This window comes from Acidimicrobiales bacterium (assembly GCA_035531755.1).
Taxonomy (GTDB): domain Bacteria; phylum Actinomycetota; class Acidimicrobiia; order Acidimicrobiales; family UBA8190; genus DATKSK01.
Map to the genome: position 1 here is coordinate 17,325 of DATKSK010000010.1, position 22,067 is coordinate 39,391.

Genomic DNA, 22,067 nt, shown 5'->3' on the forward strand with positions numbered 1-22,067 from the left:
GAGGTAATCTCACTAACTGCCCGGACGACCGCGGCCGGGAGCAGGAAGGAGCCTGGTGCCACCGCGCCCACACACCATCCGCTCGGCGACGGGCGCGGACGCCACGCTCGAGCTCGCCGAGCTGTTCTCCCATACCGCCCGGCGCCTGCGCCGGGGGTCGAGCACCCAACTCGCCCCGCTCGGCCTGACCGACGCCCAGGCCAGGGTGCTCCGCCTGGTCGCCGCAGCCGGCCGCCCGCTGCGCATGGCCGATCTCGCCACCCAGCTCGACGTGGTGCCGCGGTCGGTGACGACCATGGTCGACGCCCTCGAGGCGGCGGGGCTGGCGGCCCGCCACGCCGATACCGCCGACCGCCGGTCCGTGCTCGTGTCGCTCACCCCGGGCGGGCGCCGGCTGCTCCACGGGCTCGAGGACGCCCGGCGCGACAGTGCCGAGAGGGTGTTCGGAGGCCTGGCACCGGCGCAGCGCGACCAGCTCCTCGACCTGCTCGGATCGCTGTGCGAACGGGGATCGTGCACCAGCTGCAGCGGGGCGGCGGGCCCCGAGGGTGGCCGGGTGGCGGGGCATCCGGTCGCGGGGCATCCGGTCGCAGGGCATCCGGTCGCAGGGCATCGCGACCCGGGGAACCGCAGAAGGGGCCCGGCGGCCCGCGGCGCACGCGGAGGTGACGCATGAGCATGGGAATGGGAATGGGCGGCCACGGCGGCATGGGCTGGGGGCTGATGCGGTCCCTGCGCCGCGACGACTCGGTCATGCAGCAGCAGCTGCCGCGGGGGATCGTGCGACGCATCGTCGGCTTCGCCCGGCCGTACCGGGCCATGCTGCGGGTCTTCCTGGTGCTGATCGTCGTCGATGCCGTCATCGGCGCGGCCAACCCCCTCATCTACCGGGCCATCATCGACACCGGCATCGCCAAGCACCGGTCCGGTCTCATCGTCGAGCTGGCGCTGGTCGTGGCGGCCCTGGCCGTCTTCGACGCCGTCCTCTCGCTGTGGCAGCGCTGGGTGTCCGCCCGCATCGGTGAGGGCCTGATCTACGACATGCGGTCGCGCGTGTTCGAGCACATCCAGCGGATGCCCATCGCCTTCTTCACCCGCACCCAGACCGGGGCGCTCGTGTCGCGGCTCAACAACGACGTGCTGGGCGCACAGCAGGCGTTCACCGACACGTTCTCCTCGGTGGTGAGCAACGTCATCGGCGTCGCCATCACGCTGGCGGCCATGTTCTATCTGTCGTGGCCCATCACGCTGGTGGCGCTCCTGATGCTGCCGATCTTCCTCCTGCCGGCGCGCTTCGTCGGCAAGCGCCTGGCCTCGATCACCCGCGAGTCGTACACGCTCAACGCCCACATGACCAACACCATGACGGAGCGCTTCAACGTGGCCGGTGCCCTGTTGGTCAAGCTCTTCGGTCATCCCGAGGAGGAAACCGGGAGCTTCTCGAGCAAGGCGGCCCGAGTGCGCGACATCGGCGTGACCCAGGCCATGTACACGCGCGTGTTCATGGCCGCGTTGCTCCTGACGGCGTCGCTCGCCACCGCCCTGGTCTACGGATGGGGCGGCGTGCTCGCCGCGCGGGGACTGCTGTTCACCGGCACCGTGGTCGCCCTCACCGCCTACCTGAACCGCCTGTACGGGCCGCTCACGGCGCTGTCGAACGTACAGGTCGACATCATGACGGCCCTGGTGTCGTTCGACCGGGTGTTCGAGGTCCTCGACCTCCCCCCGATGATCGACGACAAACCCGATGCCGTCCCGATCCCGCGCGGCCGGGCGTCGATCGAATTCGATCATGTGGACTTCGGCTACCCGAGCGCCGAGGAGGTGTCGCTGGCCTCGCTGGAGTCGGTCGCCATCCTCGACCGCACACCCTCGCAGCAGGTGCTCTTCGACGTGTCCTTCCGGGCGGAGCCCGGTCAGCTCGTGGCCCTGGTCGGACCGTCGGGAGCGGGGAAGACGACCATCAGCCACCTCGTGCCGCGCCTCTACGACGTGCGCGGCGGCGCGGTGCGGATCAACGCCGTCGACGTGCGCGACGCCACCCTGGCCTCGATCCGCGCCGTGGTGGGCGTGGTCACGCAGGACGCCCACCTGTTCCACGAGACCATCCGGTCCAACCTCCGCTACGCCAAGCCCGACGCCACCGACGAGGAGCTGATCGAGGCGCTGCGGGCCGCACAGATCCTGCCCCTCGTGGAGACGCTGCCCGACGGGCTCGACACCGTCGTGGGCGACCGCGGCTACCGGTTGTCGGGCGGCGAGAAGCAGCGCATCGCCATCGCCCGCCTGCTGCTCAAGGCGCCCGATGTCGTGGTGCTCGACGAGGCCACCGCCCACCTCGACTCCGAGTCCGAGGTCGCCGTGCAACAGGCGCTCAAGACCGCCCTCGCCGGCCGCACCTCCATCGTCATCGCCCACCGGCTGTCGACGGTGCGCGAGGCCGACGTGATCCTTGTGATCTCGGAGGGCCGGATCGTGGAGCAGGGGGGCCACGACGATCTGCTCGCCGTCGACGGCCTCTACGCCGAGCTCTACCGCACGCAGTTCGAGCACCAGGACACCGACGCCGACACCGACGCCGACATCGACACCGACGGCGCCTCGGCGGCGGTCGGCGCCGACGGGGGCGACGCCGCGTTGCTCAGCGGCGCCTCGGGTCAGGGTCCGGGCACCGGGCTCGGGGCGGGCGGACCGGTGTAGCGCGCCGCCGGCCGGATCAGCCGGTTGTGCGAGGCCTGCTCCAGGACGTGGGCGGCCCAGCCGATGCTGCGGCCGGCCGTGAAGGTCGGGGTGAACATCTCGCGGGGGATCCCGCAGGCGTGCATGACCACGCCGGCGTAGAACTCCACGTTCGTGAACAGCCGGCGGCCGGGTTTCATGTCCGCCAGGACGTCGACCGCGGTGTGCTCGACCGACGCCGCCAACTCGACCAGCGGGCCGCCGAGCGAGCGGGCCACGTCGCGCAGGAACAGCGAGCGCGGGTCGTCGGTCTTGTACACGCGGTGCCCGAAGCCCATCACGCGGTCGCCGCGGGCCACCGCAGCGCGCAGCCACGGCTCCGCCCGGTCCGGTGTGCCGATATCGTCGAGCATGTCGAGCGCCCGGCTGGGCGCACCCCCGTGCAGCGGGCCCGACAACGCGCCGATGGCGCCGCACACCGCGGCCGCCAGGTCGGCGCCGGTGGAGGTGATCACCCGGGCCGTGAACGTCGATGCGTTGAACCCGTGGTCGATCGTGAGGATCTGGTACTGCTCCACGGCCCGGGCCGCGCCCGGCGTGGGCTCGGCGCCCGTCACCATGCGGAGGTAATCGGCCGTGGCCCCCAGGTCGGGCCGGGGCTCCACCGGCGAGCGGCCGCGTCCCAGGTTGTGGGCGGCCGCCAGGATCGTCGGCACCACCGCGCACAACCGCAGGGCCTGCGCTCGCAGCTCCTCGCCGCCGATGTCGTGGGTGGGACGCCAGCCCAGCTCGGCGCCGAGCAGCGAGACCGCCGTGCGCAGGACCTCCAGGGGGGTGCCCGGCGTGGCCACCCCGGGCAGTGCCGAGGCCAGTCCGGGCGGCATGGCCCGCAGGGCGGCCACCTCGGCCGAGAACCGCGCCGCCTGGCGCTCGTCGGGGAGCTCGCCCTCGAACAGCAGGTACCACACGTCCTCGAGCGACCGTCGCGCCGCCAGGTCGACCGCCGAGTACTGGCGGTAGTGGAAGAAGCCCTCGAGGCCGCGCACGTCGCCGATGGTGGTCTCGGCCGCCACGACGCCCTCGAGCCCCGCCGGCACGTCGGCACCGGGCTCGTCCGCCGGGCGCAGGCGCGCCACGCCCATGAGGTCGCGCAACGACACCACGCCGACCAGGTCGTGGCCGTCGACCACGGGCAGGTGCCGGTAATGGTGGTGGGCGAGGCTCGCCCAGGCGGCGTCGACCTCCTCCTCGGGCCCGAGGACGTCGGGGTTGGCGGTCATCCACAGCTCCACCGTCTCGGCCTCGGGCGGCGCCGACGCCGCCGCGGCGCGCAGCAGGTCGCGCTCGGTGAGGATGCCGGCCACCTTCCCCCGGGCCGTCACGACCACCGATCCGATGCCGGCGTCGCGCATGGCGGCCGCCGCCCCGGCCAGCGTCGCGTCGACCTCGCAGGTCACAGGCGGAACGGACATGAGATCACGCACGACCGTCACCATGGGCGCGGCTCCTTCCCGGTGGGAGGCGGGCCGCTCCGGTCCGGCGGCCGCCCGACCCATCGTGCGCCTCGCCGCCCCCTCTTGTAAACGTTGATCAACTCAATGTGCGTCGATAGCCTGGACGGTGGTGACCCGCATGCTGCACAGCCAGGAGGCCGCCCGCAGCCTCGGGGTGAAGCTGCCGACCCTCTACGCGTATGTCAGCCGGGGCCTGCTGGCGTCCCACCCCGAGCCCGACGGCCGGCGCAGCCTGTTCGTCGCCGACGAGGTCGAGGCCCTGGCCCGCCGGTCCCGGGGCGGCCGGGCCACCGAGACCCGGCTGGCCACGGTCACGACGGGCACCACCCAGCTGCGCGACGACGGCCCCGTCTACCGGGGCGTCCCGGCCACGGCCCTGGCGACGTCGGGGCCCTACGAGGACGCCGCCGAGCTGCTGTGGCAGGGGGACCGGGGACGCACGGGGCCCTGGGAGCCGGTCCGGCTGCGGCCCCCGGGCTCGCTCGGCCCGTCGGACCGCCTGCGCTGGGCCGTGCTCATGGCGGGCGCGCGCGACCCCTTGCGCTCGGACCTGCGACCGACGTCGGTGCGGGCCACGGCCCGGCGGTTGGTGGCCACCGTGGTGCGGGCCCTCCCGGGCCCCGGCGCAGGGGCCCCGGCGCTCGAGGTGGGTGGGCGGCGGTACGAGGGGTCGGTGGCCGGCGAGCTCGCGGCGCACGTCGCCCCGACGCCGGACGCCGCGCTCGTGCGGGCGGTGAACGCCGCCCTGGTCCTGCTGGCCGACCACGAGCTGGCCACGTCCACGGTGGCCGTGCGGGTGGCGGCGTCGACGCGCGCCGATCTGTACGACGCGTTGCTGGCGGGGCTGGGCGTGGTGGCGGGGCCGCTGCACGGAGGGGCCTCGCAGCTCGCCTACGGGCTCCTGCGCGATGCCGAGCGACTCGGGGCCGAGCGCGCCCTCGACGACACGCTGCGGTGGCAGCGGCGCCTCCCCGGGTTCGGGCACACCGTCTACCGCGGCACCGACCCCCGCTTCACGGTCCTGAAGGAGATGGTCGACGAGATCGGCTCGGCCGATCGGCGGCGCACGCTCGACGGCGTGCTGGCGTTGGCGGCCGAGCGCGCCATCCCCGGCCCCAACGTGGACCTCGGGCTGGCCGCCCTGGCGCTCGCCGGTGGCATGCCCGAGGACGCCGGGCGCACGATCTTCACCATCGCCCGCGTGGCGGGATGGACGGCGCACTACCTGGAGGAGCTCCAGGAGCGCCCGGTCCGCTACCGGGCCCGGGCGGTCTACGCGACCCGGCCCTGATACCCGCGCCCGTTCGACACGCACGGCGGGCCGCAGACGCGACAACGCCCGCACTCCCCTGCAGGGGTGGCGGGCGTTGTCCTCGATGTCCGCGCCTCGGAAGGTGTGGGTGGGACCTCCGGCCGGCTCCAAGTGCCGTGGTCTTTGCGACTGGACCCGGGCGCCGTAGCGGTCGGGTCGATCGTCGTCAGTTGCCGGAGTTCAGCCCCGTCGGGGCGACCCGTGGCCGCCTCGCTGCCCAGTACCGGGGAGGCGCTGGTCTAAGGCCCGATACACCAGGTGCCTCACCTCCTCCTCGAGAACGATCATGTCCCTACTCCTCATCCTGTGTCGTGGGGCCCTGTTCGGCCAGGGACCAAAGTCCCACACCGGCGGGATCCTCCGAGGGCGGCTCACCCGGTGCCGGCTCTGTGGACAGGATCCTCGCCGGCGCCTCCCCGGGCCGGTTCGGGGGTGCCGATGTGCCGCGGCCACCGCGGGAGCCGTCCCCCCCGTTGAACGCGCCGCGCAGGTTGTCGAGGAACCCGCTGACCTCCATCGGCACGACGATCTTCGTCGACGGCGAGACGCCCACCTGCTTGAGCGTCTCGAGGTACTGGAGCTGCATGGTGTTGGCGTCGAGGGTGCGGGCCACGGTGAGGATCTTGTCGAGGCCCGCCGCCAGCCCTTCGGCGCGCAGGACCGATGACTGGCGCTCGCCCTCCGCCGACAGGATGGCGGCCTGCTTGGTCCCCTCCGCCAGGGTGATGGCCGCCTGCTTCTGGCCCTCGGCCTCGGTCACGGCGGCCCGGCGGGTGCGCTCGGCGGACATCTGGCGCGTCATGGCCTCCTGCACACCGGGCGGCGGGTTCACCTCGCGGACCTCGACCGTGGTGACCTTGACGCCCCAGCGCTCGGTGACCTCGTCGAGGCGGACGCGCAGCGACGCGTTCATCTCCTCGCGTTTGGACAGGACGTCGTCGAGTGCGGTGTCCCCCACGACGCTGCGCAGCGTCGTGGCCGCCACGTTCTGCGCGGCGGCGGCGAAGTTCTGCACCCGCACCACCGACATGGCGGGATCGACCACCTTGTAGAAGATGATGAAGTCGATGGAGATCCCGGCGTTGTCCTTGGTGATGGCCGTCTGGTGGGGGATCTCCAGGAACTGCTCGCGCAGGTCCACCCAGCTGGTGCGGTCGGTGATCGGGTTGATGAAGATCAGCCCCGGGCCCCTCGTCCCGATGGCGCGCCCGAGCCGGAACAGCACGACCCGCTGGTACTCGCGCACGATCTTGACGGAGAGCCCGGCGGCGATCAGGACGAACAGGACGGCGACGGCGATGATGATGCCGATGATCACAGTGGGTGCCTTTCGCTCTCGACCCCGGGCGGTGACGGCTGCGGGTGGGGCGGTGCGTCGCCACCGGGGAGGGACTCCTCACCCCAGACCTCGAGGCGCACCTTCCCGGCCCCGATGACCTGCACCCGGCCGCCGGCGGGCACGAACCCGTTGAGCGACACGGCCGACCACGTCTCGCCGTCGACACGCACGATCCCTTCGGGGGCCAGGTCTCCGACGGCGAGCCCCTCGGCGCCTTCGGCCGTGAGCAGGCGGTGCATCGGGCCGGTCCCACCCCGGGCGGTGAGCCCCTTCCAGGCGAGCACCCCGACCCCGGCCGACACGACGACGTCCGCGCTGAGCAGGGCCCACAGGACGGGCAGCGACCGTCCTTCGACGGCCATCAGGACGAGCCAGGCCGCGGCCAGGACGCCGAGGACCCCTGCCAGTGCGTGCACGTGGGGCCCGGCGTGGAAGCCGAGGAGCGACGCCAGGACGACGAGGCCGAGCAGGACTCCGGCGATCACCCACATGCGTGCCTCCTTTGCTGGCCACGCCCCCCCGATGCTACCGGCCCCATCCGGGGGGCGGACGTCGTCGCGAAGCGGCACGTGACTTCCGCCCCTGGCCATCCCCACCGTCGGGCGCGACGCTGTCATCGAGGGAGGCGTGATGCACAAGCTCCCTGTGTGGATGCTCGTCGTGGGGCTGCTGGTGTCGGGCTGCGCCAGCTCGCCGGTCGGCGGCGGGAACGGGGGGCCCACCTCGGCGGGGGGCTCGTCCACCGTTCCGGTCACGTCGACCTCGGCACCGGCCCCGAGCGCCCTCGATGACCTGACACCGTTCGTGACCGCCGCGGCGCGCCTCGACCGGGCCGTCGCCGCCGCCGCCGACCTCGTCAACGGGGGGATCGGCACGACGGTGCTGCACGCCGACCGGGCCACCGTCGCCGCCGTCGAGGCGCTCGACCCGGCCACCGTGGCGGCCACCATTCCGGTCGGCCTGTCACCCGCTCTGCTGCGTGCGGTCCTGCTCGTCGACAGCGACCTGGTGTCGCGGACGGCGTCGTTGCACGGCTTCACCCGCGTCTTCACCGGGGACCAGGACACGTTCCCGGTCCCGCAGCCCGGGCAACCCGAGACCGAGATGACGATGGCCCTGGCGTGCCTGCGCAACGGCGCCACGGCGGCGGCCCGGTTCTCGACCGACCTGGCGGCCGTGCGGGCGCTGGCGTCGGCGGCGCCACCGGTGGTCACCGCCGCCCCGGCCTCGCGGTCGGCCGAGGAGCTCGCGGCACTGCTCGACTACGTCGGGCTCGCCAACACCGGCTGCGCCAGCTGCGGCGGGACCCGCCTCACCGAGCTGCCGGCGATCCGCTGGGAGACCGGGCCCGGTGCCGTGGTGGGCTCCATCGGCGGCATCGCCTTCGAGGCGAGATACACGGCCGCGACGGGCTGGACCGTCCTCCTGCACGCCTGCTGAGCCACCGGGGGCGCGAGGTATGCCGGATCCCACGGTGCGCCGGGTGCCCGCCCTCGGGGTGGGCCCACGAGGGACCTGCGAATTCTCACAGTGATTTGACAGTATTGCCTCCTACCATCCGCCGTCGGGCCGACACGACGGAGGTGGTGATGGTCTCGCTGGGCTACGCGTGGAGCGAGCTGCGGCGCCGCTGGAGCCGCACACTGGTCACGGCCCTGGGGTTGGCCGCCGGCGTCGGCCTCGTCATGGGCATCGTCGGGGTCTCCAACGGGCTCTCGGACGCGCAGAACAAGGTGCTCTCCCCCTTGTCCTCTGTCGGCACCGACATCGTGGTCGAGCGGACCGTGGGCGTGGCGAGCACCTCGCCCTCCACCGCCACCACGACGACCACCACGTCGCCCGGCGGCTTCGGGAGAGGGCCCGGTGGTGGTGGTGGGTTCTTCGCAGGCGCCGGCAACGCCGGCGCCAACGCATCGGACCGCACCGCGCTGGCCGCCAACAACTCCTCGGTGATCACCGACCTGTCGAAGCTCGGTCCGGCCGGGACCAAGTTCACCTACGACTTCTTCGTGACGGGCACCCTCATCACCTTCCCCCAGTCGGCGGTGGCCGACGTCTCGAAGATCGCGGGCGTCGAGTCGGCGGTGCCGGGCCTGTCACTGCAGGCGTTGCACGAGTCGGGCACCGTCCCCCAGGTCACCGACACCCTCACGACCGGCGGCCAGACCATCACCCAGACCCAGACACCCGCGCCCCTGACCGCGGCCGAGCGCACGGCGGTGCGCACGTGCCTCGAGAACAGCGGCGCCTTCCCGACGCCGTCCACCACCACCACGACGCCGGGCGGCACCACCACGACCACGCCGGGCGGTACCAGCGGAGCCGGCGGCGGCTTCGGTGGCGGGGGCTTCGGTGGCGGCGGCGGGGGCTTCGGCGGGGGCGGGGGCCTCAGCGCCGGCGCCCTGGACTCGCGCTTCGGCGCCGCCTTCACGCAGTGCCTGCCCCAGCGGTTCCAGCAGTACGAGGCGCAGGTGGTGGTGCCGCAGCAGACCATCACGCGGGTGCTCAACCCCCCGTCGACCGACACGCAGACCAAGGGCTACACGGTGGCCGGCGTCAACCCGTCGAACACGACCTCGGGCCTGATCACCAAGGCCCAGCTGGTGTCGGGCACCTGGTTCACGTCCAAGCCCGCCGACGAGATCCTGGTGAGCACGGCGTACGCCAGCACCAACGGCATCAAGGTCGGCCAGACGCTCACCATCGACACGACGGGCTACAAGGTCGTCGGGTTGGTGAACCCGACGCTCACCGGCGACGTGTCGGACATCTACTTCGACCTCGCCACGCTGCAATCGAGCTCCTCGCAGGCAAGCCGGATCAACGAGGTGCTGGTCAAGGTGGCCAAGTCGTCGGACGTGGACGGTGTCGCCACCGCCATCAAGAAGGAACTGCCCGGCGCCACGGTGCTCACGTCCAAGCAGCTCGCCGGCCAGGTCACCGGCAGCCTGTCGAACGCCAAGAAGCTGGCCTCGGACCTCGGCGTGGCGCTGGGGATCATCATCCTCGCCGCCGCCCTGCTGATCGCCGCGCTGCTCACCCTGTCGAGCGTCGCCAAGCGCGTCCGTGAGATCGGCACGCTGCGGGCGGTCGGGTGGTCGCGCGGCCGGGTGGTGAGTCAGATCCTGGCGGAGATGCTCGGCATCGGCGTCGTCGGCGCCGCGCTCGGGGTGCTCGTCGGATTGGGCGTGTGCGCGGCGGTGAACGCCTTCGGGCCGACGCTCGCCTACAGCACCACCGGTGCGGTGGTGGGGTCGTCCTCGGCCAGCAACCTGGTGCATGCCACGACCGCGGCGGCCAGCGCCATCGGCAGGACGGTCAAGCTCCACACCTCGATCTCGGTCGTCACCGTGGTCGTGGCGGCGGCGATCGCCATCCTCGGCGGCCTCGTGGCGGGCGTGGCCGGCGCGCTGCGCGCCGCCCGGCTCGCACCGGCCTCGGCCCTGCGGGACCTCGGATGACGGTCGGCGACGGGACCCCGACACCCGACGAAGGGAGAGACGGCGTGGCCGATTTCGAACCCGTTGCGCACCTCTACGAGCTGCGCAACGTGGAGCGGCGCTACGAGCGGGGCGGCAACACCGTCCTGGCGCTGCGCGACGTCGACCTCGACGTCGCGCCCGGTGAGTTCATCTCGATCGAGGGGCCGAGCGGCTCGGGCAAGAGCACGCTGCTGCAGCTCCTCGGCGCCCTCGACGTCCCCTCGAAGGGGACCGTCCTCTTCGACGGACACGAGCTGGGCTCGGCCTCCGACGCCACCCTGACGCGCATCCGCAGCGCCGAGATCGGGTTCGTGTTCCAGCAGTTCAACCTGATCCCCACCCTCACGGCCGCGGAGAACGTGGGCATCGCCATGGTCCCCGGCCGGCTCTCCAAGACGGACCGGCGCCGGCGCTCGGCCGAGCTGCTCGAACGCGTGGGCCTCGGGCCGCGCGTCGACCACCTGCCGTCCCGGCTGTCGGGGGGCGAGCAGCAGCGGGTGGCCGTCGCCCGGGCGCTCGCCAACAAGCCCCGCGCCATCGTCGCCGACGAGCCCACGGGCAACCTCGACTCCGAGAGCGCCGAGGGCGTGATGTCCCTGCTCGTCGAGCTGCAGGCCGGAGACGAGCCCGTCACCGTGATCATCGCCACCCACGACGAGGAGGTGGCCCGGCACGCCGGCCGGCGCATCCGGCTGCGCGACGGGCTCGTCGTGGACGACGCCGCCCGGTGAATCGGGCCTGAGGGCTTACCTTGGCGGCGCCCGGGGTGCATACTCGTGCGGGGGGGTACGTGCCGTGGAGCAGCCAGACGTCCGATCCGGGGTCGCCGCACCCCACCACGTCCGCATGTGGCGCTGGGTCGTCTTCGATCCGCCCATGCGCGACCACACCGCACGCGGATGCCGTATGCGGGAGGTGTCGTGCGCGGCCTGCAACTGCGCCCTGGGGACGATCGACGACCCGCTCGAGGGCTTCCTCCTGGCGTGGCGCCACCGCCGCACCACGCGCTGACCACCACGCGCTGACCACCACGCGCTGACCACCAAGCGCTGACCACCAAGCGCTGACCACCGGCGGCGACGCGGATACGCTGCCGCGCATCACTCCCGTCCACCTCGAACCGTCCGCCGCGGCGACCCCCGGGCCGGTCCCCACGGACCCGTCCGCCCGACCCGTGCTGCGCGGCTGGATCCATCTCGTCGCGCTGTGCGTGACGCTCGTCGCCGGCCCGCTGTTGGTGGCGCACGCCTCCACCGCCGGCGAGCGGGCGGCGCTGGCCGTCTACGTCGCGTCGTTGGTGGCGCTGTTCGGCGTGAGCGCCGCCTTCCACCGCGTCCCGTGGTCGGCGGCCGCCCGGCGGCGCATGCGGCGCGCCGATCACGCCACCATCTTCCTCGCCATCGCCGGCACCTACACCGCCGTCGCCGGCCTGGCCCTCGGCGGGTGGGCGCGCGCGCTCGTGCTGAGCCTGGTGTGGGTGGGTGGTGCCGCCGGCGTCACCGTCCGCCAACTGTGGCTCGACGCGCCCAAGTGGGCCATCGCCGTCCCCTACGTCGTGGTGGGCTGGTGCGCCCTCGCCGTCATGCCCCAGCTCGTCCGGGGCCTCAGCGGAGGGGGGTTCGTTCTGATCCTCGCGGGCGGGGCCTGCTACACGGCCGGTGCCGTGTGCTACGCGCTGCGACGGCCCAACCCGGTCCCCGGCGTGTTCGGCTACCACGAGGTCTTCCACGCCCTCACCGTGGCCGGCGCGGCGCTGCACTTCGCGGCGATCGCCGCCTACGCGCTCCCCCGGGCCTGAGGCTCCGGGGCGGGGACGCCCCCGTCTCGTTCGTCGCGCCACAGCCGCGACGGCCACCAGTTCCATCGGCCGAGGAGCACGACCGTCGACGGCACGAGAAGGGTGCGGACGAGGAACGTGTCCAGCAGCACCCCGGCCGCCAGGCCGAAACCGATCTCCTGCACCTGCGTCCCGCCCGAGGCGGTGAGCACGGCGAACGTCCCCGCCAGGATCAGGCCGGCGGACGTGACCGTCGTCCCGGTGGCCTGCACCGCCCGCTGCACGGCGGCACGGAGGGGCAACGAGTGCGCCTCCTCCCGGATGCGGCTCATCACGAGGATGTTGTAGTCCTCCCCCAACGCCATGATGAAGATGAACATGAAGAAGGGGAGCACGAAGTTGATGCCCGCCTGGCCGCCGACGACGACGAAGACGAGCACCGCCAGCCCGAGCGCGGCCAGGTAGGAGAGGCCCACGCTGAGCACCAGGTACAGCGGGGCCACGAGGCTGCGCAGCACCAGGGCGAGCAGCAGCGCCAGGACGGCGAGCACCACCGGGATGATCTTGGCCAGGTCGCGGGCCGAGACCGTGGCCACGTCGTTCAGCGCCGGCGCCTGGCCGGCCACACCGTCGTCCACGGCGCCGATGCGCGCCGCCACCGACGAGACCGCGGCGCGCACGGCGGGGACGGCGTTCAACGCGGAGGCCGTCTCCGGGCCGCCCGCCGTCAGCGAGGTGGCGTACAGGACGGTGCGGCCGTCGGCGCTCACGAACTGGGCGGTCGCCCGGTACGCCTGGTACGCGCCCGCCGGCACCGGGGAGCCCGCGGGCCGGGTGGGGGGCAGGGCCTGGGGCGGCCCGAGGGCGACGTGCAGGGACCCCAACTGCGCCGGCGTGAAGGCCGTGGCGCGGCCGTTGGGGTTGAGGGCGCTCGCCACGTCGGTGAAATCGCCGGTGGCCTTCAACGCGTCTTGGGCGCGGGCGAGCACGTCGGGGGCGGCCCACGCCGACGTGCGCAGCCGGAAGACCACGTCGGTGGGGTTCGCCTCGGCCGACGCGAAGTGCGCGCCCAGCGCGGCCTGGCCCTGGGAGGAGTCCGCCGTCGAGGGCACCGACGGCGCCCCGAACCCGGCGGGCGAGTAGTCGAGCATGGCGAGGGCGAGGGCGCCGAAGGCGAGCACCCCGACGACGAGGGTCGGCGCCGGCCGGGCGACGATCCTGGCCGCCACCGATCCCCACACGCTCCGGCGCTGCTGGCCCGCCTTCGGGACGAGCGGCCAGAACACGGCCCGACCGAGCAGCGCCAGCAGCGCGGGGAGCAGGGTGAGGTTGGCGACGAGCACCATGCCCACGCCGATGGCGAGGCCGGGCCCGAGTCCCTTGTACAACCCGAAGCTGGCGAGCAGGAGGCTCACCAGCGCGGCGATGACCGTGGCGGCCGAGAAGGTGATCGACTCGCCCACCCTGGTCACCGACACCACCACGGCGTCTTTGGGGGCGAGGCCGGCGCGCATCTCCTCGCGCATCCGGAAGATGAGGAACAGGCCGTAGTCGGTCCCCGCCCCGAGGACGAGCACCACCAGCAGGAGTTGCAGCAGGCTCGACACCTGCACGCCGATGTGGGTGGCCTCGGCGATCAACGGGCCCGCCACCGCCAGGGCCAGCACCGCCGGGAGGAGGGTGACCAACGGTGCCAGCAGGGCCCGGAAGACCACCAGCAGGAGGGCCACGATGAACAGGATCGCCAGCCGTTGCGTGAGGCCCTGGGAGTGCCGGGTGGCGCTCTGCTCGTCGACGGAGGTCGGGATGTTGCCCGCCAGGTGGAACGCCAGGCCGGGCGGGGCCCCGGCGCGTCCGAGGGCCCGGCGCACGGCATCGACGGCGCTCGTGGCCTTGTCACCGCCCCCGAACGGCGGGAGGTTCAGCTCCAGGTCGATCTTCTCGGCACGGCCGTCGGCGGAGGCGCCGAGGTCCTTCACCGCCTCGACGACCCGGACGCCGGCCACGGCGTCCCGGGCGCGGCCGATGGCGGCCTGGTCGGCGGGAGTGAGCGGCCCGCCGGCGCGCACCGCGACGACGAGGGCCGTCCCCTTCTTGGCGGGCAGGAACGGAACGGCCAGGGCGGCCGCCCGTTCGCTCGGCGCGCTGCTGGGGAGGAAGGCGGAGTTGTCGTTCTTGGCCACGCTCGACAGCGACGGCAGCGACTTCGCCGCCAGCGGGGCACCCACCAGCCACACCACCAGCACCACCCAGCGGAACCGGACGGCGAACCGCCCGAGCGATGCGAAGGGGTTCACGTGGGCTCCTTGTGGGTGGGGGCGAGGGCCGACACTAGACGTCGCCGCCGGCCGCCGAATGCCCGCGCCGGCCTCCGGCCCGACGGCCCGCTCGGGCCGGGGCCGGCGCGGTAACGTCGCTCACGGTGGGGGGCGCGGACCCGGCGCCGGGAAGGAGCACACACCGTGGACGCGGGGGATGCCGTAGGCGGAGGACGGACGCCGAACTCGGGCGGCGACAGCGGCGGCGGTGGTGGTGGTGGTGGTGGCGGCGGTGGTGGTGGTGGTGGTGGTGGCGACGCGGGCTCGGTGGCCTGGATGGTCGACCGGGCCCGGATCCGCGAGCTGACGGCGCGCTACAACCGGTGCTTCGACGACGGCGACCCCGAGGGTTTCGCCGCCACGTTCACCGAGGACGGGGAGATGGCCGTGACGGGCGGCCCCACCACGTCGGGGCGCGCCGCGCTGGCGGAGATGGTCCGCCGCACCCCCTACGGGATCGTGCACGTGACCGTGGACGCCACCGTCGAGGTGGACGGCGACCGCGCCGTGCAGGACGTGACACTGCTCGTGATCTCCCGGCCCGGGCCCGACGCCGCGCCCGACAGGCGCACCTCGCGGCTGCGCAACACGGGCCGGTACCACGACGAGCTGGTACGGACACCCGAGGGCTGGCGCTTCGCCCGCCGCACGGCCACCCTCGACGGGGGACTGTGACCACCCTCCTGACCGACCACCTCCGGGCCATGGCGGGGTCGTTCCCCGACGAGGTCGCCTACCGCGTCGTCGACGGCGGCCAGATGACCTACGCCCAATGGGAGGGCGAGTCCAACCGCCTGGCGCGCGCCCTCGTCGGGCTGGGCGTGGCCAAGGGTGACCGGGTGTCCGTCTACCTGCGCGCCGAGGAGGGGCTGCGCTTCATGGTGGCGTATTCGGCGGTCCACAAGGCCGGCGCCGTGGCCGTGCCCACGAACACGCGGCTGGCCGACGCCGAGCTCGAGCGCCTGCTCGGTCACGCCGAGGTGCGGGTGGTGCTCACCGACGCCGAGCTGTCGCCGCTCGCCCACGAGGTGGCCGGCGCCATCGGGACCGTCGAGCACGTCCTGTCGGCGCCGCTCACGGAGGAGACGGGCGGCCCGGCATGGTCGTGGGGGCTCACCGGCGAGCAGGACACGAGCACCTTCCAGGTCGAGCTCACCGGCGACGACCTCGCCGACATCCTCTACACCTCGGGCACGACGGGCCTGCCGAAGGGGGTCGCCGTCCGCCACCGCAACGTGGCGTTGATACCCGGCGCGCCCAACCCGAGCTACTCCGGCCAGTGCTGGCTGCACGCCAGCCCGCTGTTCACGTTCGCCGGGATCGGCTTCATCTACAACCCCATGCAGCTCGGCCTGGCGGGCGTGTACCAGCCGCGCTTCGACGCCGGCCGCTGGCTCGAGGTCGTGGCGGAGCACCGGCCCCAATTCGTGTTCCTGGTGCCCTCGATGGCGCAGCTGCTCGTCGCCCACCCGGGCTTCGCGGGCGCGGACCTGTCGTCCATCGTGATCTGCGCCATCGGCAGCGCCCCCCTGGCCCCGGCCACGCTGCGGGCCCTGCAGGAGCGCATGCCCGAGGCGTCGGTCTCCAACAGCTACGGCATGACCGAGGCGGGTCCGGCCTTCTGCTCGATGCCCAAGGGGGAGTCGCTGCGGCGCATCGGGTCGGTGGGCCAGCCCGTGCCGCCGCTGCAGGTGCGCATCGTCGACGACGACGGCGTCGACGTCCCCACCGGGGAGGTGGGCGAAGCCGTCCTGCGCATGCCCGGGCGCGAGCGCGAGTACTACCGCAATGCCGATGCCACCGCCGGCATGTGGCGCGACGGCTGGCTCTACAGCGGGGACCTCGCCCGCCTCGACCACGACGGCTATCTCTACATCGTCGGCAGGAAGAAGGACGTCATCATCCGCGGCGGCAACAACATCCACGCCATGGACGTCGAGGCCGTGCTGCTCGAGCACCCCGACGTCGTGGAGGCCGCCGTGGTGGGAGTCCCGCACGACGTGCTCGGCGAGGACGTCGCCGCCGTGGTGGTGCTGGGCCCGGGGGCGTCGGCCACACCCGACGAGCTGCGCGAGCACTGCGCCGGCGTGCTCGCCGACTACAAGGTCCCCCGGCGCATCGAGCTGGCGGCCGAACTGCCGCGCAACGCCACCGGCAAGGTGCTCAAGGCCCAGCTGCGCGACGGCCTGGTGTCGACCGCACGCAGCTGACGACCGCCCCGAGCCGGCGGTAGGCTGGCGTCTGGCGTGCCGGGAAGTCTGGTCGGCGACATCGATCGACGCGGGGGCTCCCATTGTCCGGCACTGCGCAGGCATCCTCTTCGACCCGGCCCCGACGCCTGGTGCGCGCCATGCGCGGCGACCGCGCCGGCGGTGTGGCGCTGGCGCTGGGCACGGTGGGCGCGCTGGCCTGGGCCAACTGGCCCGGGTCGAGCTACCGCCACGCCTGGGGGACGGTGGCGCCGTGGTCGTCGTCGCTGGGCCTGCGGCTGACGCTGCGCGACTGGGTCGACCAGGGGCTGCTGCTCGTGTTCTTCCTCCTCGTCGGCCTCGAGATCCGCCGGGAAGCGACCGCCGGGGAGCTGGCGTCGTGGCGCCGGGCGGCCCTCCCGGTGATGGCGGCCCTGAGCGGGATGCTCGTCCCGGCGGGGATCTACGCCGCCGTCACCGCCGGGTCGCCCGCGGCGCGCGGCTGGGGCATCCCCATGGCCACCGACGTCGCCTTCGCCCTGGGGGCGCTGGCCCTCGTGGGGGCGCGCTCCATGCCGCGGCTGCGCGTCTTCCTCATGACGCTGGCGGTCGCCGACGACATCTTCTCGGTCGTGGTCCTGGTCTGCTTCTACAGCGCCGGCGTCCGCGCCGCCTGGCTGGTGGCCGCCCTCCTGGTCCTGGCGGTGACGGTCGTGCTCCGGCTGCGCGTCGACCGGGCCGGCCCGCTGGTCGTGGCCCTCGGTGCCGCCGCCTGGCTGGCGCTGCTGCACGCCGGCGTCGAGGCCGCCGTCGTCGGTGTGGCCGTCGGCCTCCTGGCGCCGCCGGTGCACCGCCCGCACCGGGCACCCGCCCGACGCGCCCGGTTCGCCCACGTCGTGGCCGGTACCGGCGCCCGGCGCTGGGAGCTGCGCCTCGGGCCGTGGGTGAACGTCGTCATCCTCCCCGTGTTCGCGCTGGCCAACGCCGGGGTGGCGCTGTCGGGCTCCGGGCTCGGCACCGCCCAGGGCCTGCGCGTCTTCGCCGCCGTGGTGGTGGCCCGCGTGGCCGGGAAGCCGCTCGGCATCGCCGCCGCCCGTTGGGCCACGGCGCGCCTGCAGACCGACGGGGCCTCCTCGCCCGTGCGCGGCAGGGCGCTCGTGGGCCTGGGGGCCACCGCCAGCGTCGGCTTCACCATCCCCCTGCTCGTCGTCCGCGCCGCCTTCCAAGACGGCCCGCTGGCGTCGGGCGCCATCGCCGGGCTGCTGGCGGCATCGGTGCTCGGCTGGGCCCTGGCGCTCGCCGTCCTGCGTGACGGCGCGGCCGGCGGAACGGTCAGCGAGCCGCCGGTCCCAGGACGAGGTCGGCCAGGCGCGACCGCTGGAACCCCTGGGCGCCGAAGAGGAGGTCGTCCTGCTTCGCCCGCCGGTACAGCAGATGGCAGTCGACGTCCCAGGTGAAGCCCACGCCCCCGTGCACCTGGATGCTCTCGGCCGTGACGAAGTCGGCGGCCTCGCTCACGAACCCCTTGCACATGGCCGCGGCGCGCTCGCGCTCGGGGTCCTCGGCGTCCGACGCCCACGCCGCGTAGTGCGTCCCCACCCGGGCCAGCTCGACGCGGTGCAGCATGTCGGCCGCCTTGTGCTTGATGACCTGGAACGTGGCGATGGGCCGGTCGAACTGCACACGCACCTGGGCGTACTCGACCGCCAGGTGCAGGGCGCGCTCGGCCGTCCCCACCAGCTCGGCGCACACGGCCACGTTCACGTCGTCGAGCACGCGCCGCCACAGCGCGCCGTGGTCACCGGGCGGGCCCACGCGCCGGGCCCGGCGGCCGTCGAGCACGATGCGGGCCACCTTGCGGGTGACGTCGAGGGCGGGCACGGGCTCGCCCGCCGGCTGTTCGAGGAGGAAGGTGCCGAGCCCGTCACCGTCGCGGGCCACCACCAGCGCGAAGTCGGCGGCGGCGCCGTCCAGGACCACGGGCTTGGTGCCCCCGAGCACCCACCCGTCGCCCGCCGGCGTGGCCCGCGCGCCCAGGCCGGCGAGCGGGTCGCCGTGGCCGGGCTCCTCGACCGCCACCGTGCCCCGGCGCCGGCCGGCCGCCAGGTCGGGCAGCACCTCGTCGAGGCCCAGGCGCACCGCTCCCAGCGTGGCCGCCACCGCCGAGGACAGCACGGGGCCGGGGAAGGGCAGCCGGCCCAGCTCCTCCTGGAGCACGACCAGGTCGACGAGCCCGAGGCCGAGACCGCCGGCCGACTCCGGCACGAGCACGCCCAGCCAGCCGAGGTCGGCCATGGTGGCCCACAGCGCCGGGGTGACGCCGACGGGGTCCTCGATCATGGCCCGCACGTAGGCGGACGGCGCCTCGGAGGCCAGGGTCGTCCGCACCGCGGCGCGGAAGTCGTCCTGCTCGGCGGAGAAGGTGAAGTCCACGGGTCGGCTTGCCTGACCGCGGCCCGCTACGCCAGGCGCTCGATGACGGTGGCGTTGGCCTGGCCGCCGCCCTCGCACATCGTCTGGAACCCGTAACGGCCGCCGGTGGCCTCGAGCTGGTTGAGCAGCGTCGTCATGAGGCGCACACCGCTCGCCCCCAACGGGTGCCCGATGGCGATGGCGCCCCCGCGCGGGTTCAGGCGATCGGGTTCCGGCGAGAAGGCGCGGGCCCACATGAGGGCGATGACCGCGAACGCCTCGTTGCACTCCACGGCGTCGAAGTCGTCCACCGCCATGCCGGTGCGCTCGAGCAGCTTGCGCGTGGCGGGCACGGGGGCCGACAACACGATGGCGGCGTCCTCGGCCGCCACCGCGAAGGCGTGGAACCGGGCGCGGATCGCGAGCCCCAGGCGCTCGGCCACCGACCGCTCGGCGATCAGCATGGCGGCGGCGCCGTCGGTCATCTGCGACGAGTTGCCGGCGGTGATGTCGGTGGCGGTCTCGGGCTCGAACGGCTGCGCCGGGGGGAGCGCGGCGAGGCGCTCCAGGGTGGTGTCCCTGCGGATGCCCTCGTCGGTGCTGAGCACCTGGCCGGTGAGGGTGCCCTCGTCGTCGCGGACGGGGACGGGGATGGCCTCCTTGGCGAAGTGCCCCGAGTCCGTGGCCGCCGCGGCGCGGCGGTGGCTCTCGAGCGCGTACTCGTCCATGTCCCGGCGCGTGATCTTCCACTGTTCGGCCAGGAGCTGCGCCACCCGGAACTGCATCCACAGCCGGCCCTCGATCGCGTCGAGGAACGACTGCGGGAACGGGCCCGTCCCGCCGCGGGCGTTGGAGGCGAGCGGGACGCGGCTCATGGACTCCACGCCGCAGGCGACGGCGATGTCGTAGTGGCCCGCCACCACACCCGCGGCCGCGAAGTGCACGGCCTGCTGGGACGAGCCACACTGGCGGTCGACGGTGGTGGCCGGCACCGACTGCGGGAGCCCCGCCGCCACCCAGGCGTTGCGGGCCACGTTGGTCGACTGCTCCCCCACCTGGCTGACGCACCCGCCGATGACGTCGTCGACGCGCCCGGGGTCGACCTTGGTGCGCGTCACCAGGTGCGACAGGGTGTGGGCGAGCAGGTCGACGGGGTGCCAGGTGGCCAGCGCGCCGCCGCGCTTGCCGAAGACGGTGCGACAGGTGTCGACGATGACGGCTTCGCGCGCTGCGGCCACGGTCAGCCCCGCGCCCGGCGTCGGGCACCGGGCTCGTCGAGGGTGGTGCTGGACTCCCGGCTCCCGCTCATCGGCCCCTCCTCGCAGGCGCCCCCACGTTCCCCCCGCCGGGGATGGCGAACGCTCAGTGTAGTAAGTTCGCTGACGATGGTGTCAGGTCCGGTGCCCGCCCGCCAGCGCGCGCCCGAGCCGCCCGAGCCGGCGGGCGCGGCCGGCCGATGAGCTCTGTCGACCTCTCCGAGGACGACGACCGGGCCGCGCTGCGCACGCTGGCCCGCGACGTCGCCGAGCGCGACATCGCCCCCCATGCGGCGCGTTGGGACGAGACCGAGGAGTTCGCCGAGGAGTCCCTGCAGGCGCTGCGGCGCGCCGAGCTGTTCAGCGTGACCGTCGGTCAGGACTACGGCGGGATGGGCATGGGCGACGTCGAGGCCGCCATCGTGCTCGAGGAGATCGCCCGGGTGGACGTGTCGAGCGCGATCCTGTGCCAGCTCGTGTTCAACGGCCCCCCCCGGGCCATCGAACACCTCGGCGGCGACGCGCTCCGGGACCGGTGGCTCCCCGAGGCCGCCCGGGGCGAGCTGTTCTGCATCGGCATCACCGAGCCCGACGCCGGCTCGGCCGCCACCTCCATGCGCGCACACCTCACCCCCGACGGCGACGGGTGGCGGCTCGACGCCTACAAGAACTACGTGACCGGCGGGCACAAGGCCGTCGCCTGCCTGGTGTGGTGCCGGTTCCCCGGCAGCGAGGCCGGGACGGGCAGGGGCATCGGGGCCGTCGTCGTCGACCTGGCGCGCCACGGGGTGAGCATCGCCGGCACGCACCGCAAGATGGGCCTGCGGGGCTGCACGGAGGCCGAGCTCGCCTTCGACGGCGTGCGCATCGAGCCCGGTGACGTCCTGGTGCCGGGCGACCCCGCGGACAACCACGGCCTCAAGACGCTGCTCGCCCACATCAACCACGAGCGCTGCGGCAACGCGGCGATGTGCCTGGGCGCCGCCCAGGGGGCCCTCGAGTACGCCATGGGCTACATGCGCGAGCGCAAGGTCGGCGACAAGACGCTCGCCAGCCTGCAGGGCCTGCAGTGGAAGGTCGCCGACATGGCCACGGCCCTCGAGGGCGCCCGCCTGCTGCTGCAGCGGGCCCTCGTGCTCGCCGGCCCCCACGGCACCCCGCCGCCGCTCGAGTCGGCCATGGCCAAGATCGCCTGCAACCTCGCCGCCAAGCAGGTGTGCGACGAGGCCATCCAGCTCCTCGGCGGCTACGGCTACAGCCGCGAGTACCCCGTCGAGCGCGCTTACCGCGACATCCGGGGGCTGTGCATCGGGGCGGGCACGGTGGAGATCCAGCGCAACTTCGTCGGCACCTCGTTGCTCGCCGGCCGCGTCCCCGAGGGGCCGGGGTGGAAGCCGGTGCGGCCGTGAGGCCGGTGGCCGTCCTCGGCGTGGGCAGCGGGGCCCCGTCGCGGCGACCGGTGGCGGCCGACGTGGGCGCGACGTGGGCGCGGCGTGGGGACCGGGCGGGGGCCGCGGCGGCTTCGCCCTCCGGCACGACGTGGGCGGCCGCGGCCCGGGCGTCTCGGTCGTGAACATCCTGACCAGCATCGTGAACATCCTGACCGGTAACGGCTGACCCGCAACTGCTGACCGCGACGAGCGACCGGCCACCGCGGACCCGCCGCAGCTGACCCGGACCGACACCGGCGGCCCGCGGCCCGGACCGCCTTCGTGGTAGCACCAGGCCCGGAAACCGGCTAGCCCCCTTGGGGCCGGCGGCCCGATCCACGACACTGGGGCGGGGAGGT

General features: G+C 73.9%; 18 protein-coding genes and 1 pseudogene. 13 read left to right on the plus strand and 6 right to left on the minus strand.

Annotated elements, in window-relative coordinates; translation table 11 throughout:
- The first annotated feature begins 55 nt into the window (after positions 1 to 55).
- Positions 56 to 676, plus strand: coding sequence for a MarR family transcriptional regulator (locus tag VMV22_02160; GenBank protein ID HUY21123.1), 621 nt, complete (start codon positions 56 to 58; stop codon positions 674 to 676).
- A complete protein-coding gene (locus VMV22_02165; GenBank protein HUY21124.1) occupies positions 673 to 2,700 on the plus strand; it encodes an ABC transporter ATP-binding protein in 2,028 nt (675 codons plus the stop codon). Before VMV22_02160 ends, VMV22_02165 begins: the two co-directional genes overlap by 4 nt.
- Here the strand turns inward: VMV22_02165 and VMV22_02170 are convergent.
- The gene (locus VMV22_02170; GenBank protein ID HUY21125.1) at positions 2,658 to 4,175 is read right to left on the minus strand and encodes a citrate synthase; all 1,518 of its coding nucleotides are present in this window, start codon (positions 4,173 to 4,175) and stop codon (positions 2,658 to 2,660) included. The two genes, VMV22_02165 and VMV22_02170, sit on opposite strands and share 43 nt — an antisense overlap.
- Before the next feature lie 136 nt (positions 4,176 to 4,311).
- On the opposite strand from VMV22_02170, the gene VMV22_02175 reads away from it, so the two are divergent.
- Positions 4,312 to 5,484: a citrate/2-methylcitrate synthase gene (locus VMV22_02175; GenBank protein HUY21126.1), complete on the plus strand. Its 1,173-nt coding sequence runs from the start codon at positions 4,312 to 4,314 to the stop codon at positions 5,482 to 5,484.
- Positions 5,485 to 5,797: 313 nt separating this feature from the next.
- Here VMV22_02175 and VMV22_02180 read toward each other — a convergent pair whose 3' ends face one another.
- Together VMV22_02180 and VMV22_02185 are read right to left on the minus strand one after the other, a co-directional pair.
- Positions 5,798 to 6,823 carry an SPFH domain-containing protein gene (locus tag VMV22_02180; protein HUY21127.1) on the minus strand — a complete coding sequence of 342 codons (1,026 nt, stop codon included), beginning with the start codon at positions 6,821 to 6,823 and terminating at the stop codon, positions 5,798 to 5,800.
- Positions 6,820 to 7,335 (minus strand): NfeD family protein, encoded by a 516-nt coding sequence (locus tag VMV22_02185; protein ID HUY21128.1) that lies wholly within the window; start codon positions 7,333 to 7,335, stop codon positions 6,820 to 6,822. Before VMV22_02185 ends, VMV22_02180 begins: the two co-directional genes overlap by 4 nt.
- Before the next feature lie 139 nt (positions 7,336 to 7,474).
- Here VMV22_02185 and VMV22_02190 point away from each other — a divergent pair, with 139 nt between their 5' ends.
- The 5 genes from VMV22_02190 (at position 7,475) to VMV22_02210 (ending at position 12,124) form a co-directional block, all read left to right on the plus strand.
- The gene (locus tag VMV22_02190; protein HUY21129.1) at positions 7,475 to 8,284 is read left to right on the plus strand and encodes a hypothetical protein; all 810 of its coding nucleotides are present in this window, start codon (positions 7,475 to 7,477) and stop codon (positions 8,282 to 8,284) included.
- 149 nt (positions 8,285 to 8,433) lie between these two features.
- Positions 8,434 to 10,305, plus strand: coding sequence for an ABC transporter permease (locus tag VMV22_02195; protein ID HUY21130.1), 1,872 nt, complete (start codon positions 8,434 to 8,436; stop codon positions 10,303 to 10,305).
- Between the two features lie 44 nt (positions 10,306 to 10,349).
- On the plus strand, positions 10,350 to 11,057 hold the full coding sequence (locus tag VMV22_02200; protein ID HUY21131.1) for an ABC transporter ATP-binding protein: 708 nt from the start codon (positions 10,350 to 10,352) through the stop codon (positions 11,055 to 11,057).
- Between the two features lie 64 nt (positions 11,058 to 11,121).
- Positions 11,122 to 11,337, plus strand: coding sequence for a hypothetical protein (locus VMV22_02205; protein HUY21132.1), 216 nt, complete (start codon positions 11,122 to 11,124; stop codon positions 11,335 to 11,337).
- A 163-nt stretch (positions 11,338 to 11,500) separates the two neighbouring features.
- Positions 11,501 to 12,124 (plus strand): hemolysin III family protein, encoded by a 624-nt coding sequence (locus tag VMV22_02210; protein ID HUY21133.1) that lies wholly within the window; start codon positions 11,501 to 11,503, stop codon positions 12,122 to 12,124.
- Here VMV22_02210 and VMV22_02215 read toward each other — a convergent pair.
- Positions 12,103 to 14,400 carry an MMPL family transporter gene (locus VMV22_02215; protein HUY21134.1) on the minus strand — a complete coding sequence of 766 codons (2,298 nt, stop codon included), beginning with the start codon at positions 14,398 to 14,400 and terminating at the stop codon, positions 12,103 to 12,105. The genes VMV22_02210 and VMV22_02215 overlap by 22 nt on opposite strands.
- A 165-nt stretch (positions 14,401 to 14,565) precedes the next feature.
- Here VMV22_02215 and VMV22_02220 point away from each other — a divergent pair, with 165 nt between their 5' ends.
- The 3 genes and pseudogenes from VMV22_02220 (at position 14,566) to VMV22_02230 (ending at position 17,905) form a co-directional block, all read left to right on the plus strand.
- On the plus strand, positions 14,566 to 15,096 hold the full coding sequence (locus tag VMV22_02220; protein ID HUY21135.1) for a nuclear transport factor 2 family protein: 531 nt from the start codon (positions 14,566 to 14,568) through the stop codon (positions 15,094 to 15,096).
- A complete protein-coding gene (locus VMV22_02225; protein HUY21136.1) occupies positions 15,093 to 16,631 on the plus strand; it encodes an AMP-binding protein in 1,539 nt (512 codons plus the stop codon). Before VMV22_02220 ends, VMV22_02225 begins: the two co-directional genes overlap by 4 nt.
- 140 nt (positions 16,632 to 16,771) lie before the next feature.
- Positions 16,772 to 17,905 (plus strand): annotated as a pseudogene (locus VMV22_02230) (Na+/H+ antiporter NhaA).
- Between the two features lie 37 nt (positions 17,906 to 17,942).
- Here the strand turns inward: VMV22_02230 and VMV22_02235 are convergent.
- Together VMV22_02235 and VMV22_02240 are read right to left on the minus strand one after the other, a co-directional pair.
- Positions 17,943 to 19,043: an acyl-CoA dehydrogenase family protein gene (locus tag VMV22_02235; protein ID HUY21137.1), complete on the minus strand. Its 1,101-nt coding sequence runs from the start codon at positions 19,041 to 19,043 to the stop codon at positions 17,943 to 17,945.
- Between the two features lie 26 nt (positions 19,044 to 19,069).
- Positions 19,070 to 20,260 carry a thiolase family protein gene (locus VMV22_02240; GenBank protein HUY21138.1) on the minus strand — a complete coding sequence of 397 codons (1,191 nt, stop codon included), beginning with the start codon at positions 20,258 to 20,260 and terminating at the stop codon, positions 19,070 to 19,072.
- Positions 20,261 to 20,478: 218 nt separating this feature from the next.
- Here VMV22_02240 and VMV22_02245 point away from each other — a divergent pair, with 218 nt between their 5' ends.
- The gene (locus tag VMV22_02245; protein ID HUY21139.1) at positions 20,479 to 21,687 is read left to right on the plus strand and encodes an acyl-CoA dehydrogenase family protein; all 1,209 of its coding nucleotides are present in this window, start codon (positions 20,479 to 20,481) and stop codon (positions 21,685 to 21,687) included.
- A 73-nt stretch (positions 21,688 to 21,760) separates the two neighbouring features.
- Positions 21,761 to 21,895: a hypothetical protein gene (locus VMV22_02250; protein ID HUY21140.1), complete on the plus strand. Its 135-nt coding sequence runs from the start codon at positions 21,761 to 21,763 to the stop codon at positions 21,893 to 21,895.
- Positions 21,896 to 22,067 lie beyond the last annotated feature (172 nt).

Excerpts from the sequence above, each read along its gene's own strand:
- VMV22_02165 (HUY21124.1), top strand. The coding sequence starts at position 673 with ATGAGCATGGGAATGGGAATGGGCGGCCACGGCGGCATGGGCTGGGGG.
- VMV22_02170 (HUY21125.1), bottom strand. The coding sequence starts at position 4,175 with ATGGTGACGGTCGTGCGTGATCTCATGTCCGTTCCGCCTGTGACCTGC.
- VMV22_02175 (HUY21126.1), top strand. The coding sequence starts at position 4,312 with ATGCTGCACAGCCAGGAGGCCGCCCGCAGCCTCGGGGTGAAGCTGCCG.
- VMV22_02185 (HUY21128.1), bottom strand. The coding sequence starts at position 7,335 with ATGTGGGTGATCGCCGGAGTCCTGCTCGGCCTCGTCGTCCTGGCGTCG.
- VMV22_02190 (HUY21129.1), top strand. The coding sequence starts at position 7,475 with ATGCACAAGCTCCCTGTGTGGATGCTCGTCGTGGGGCTGCTGGTGTCG.
- VMV22_02195 (HUY21130.1), top strand. The coding sequence starts at position 8,434 with ATGGTCTCGCTGGGCTACGCGTGGAGCGAGCTGCGGCGCCGCTGGAGC.
- VMV22_02245 (HUY21139.1), top strand. The coding sequence starts at position 20,479 with ATGAGCTCTGTCGACCTCTCCGAGGACGACGACCGGGCCGCGCTGCGC.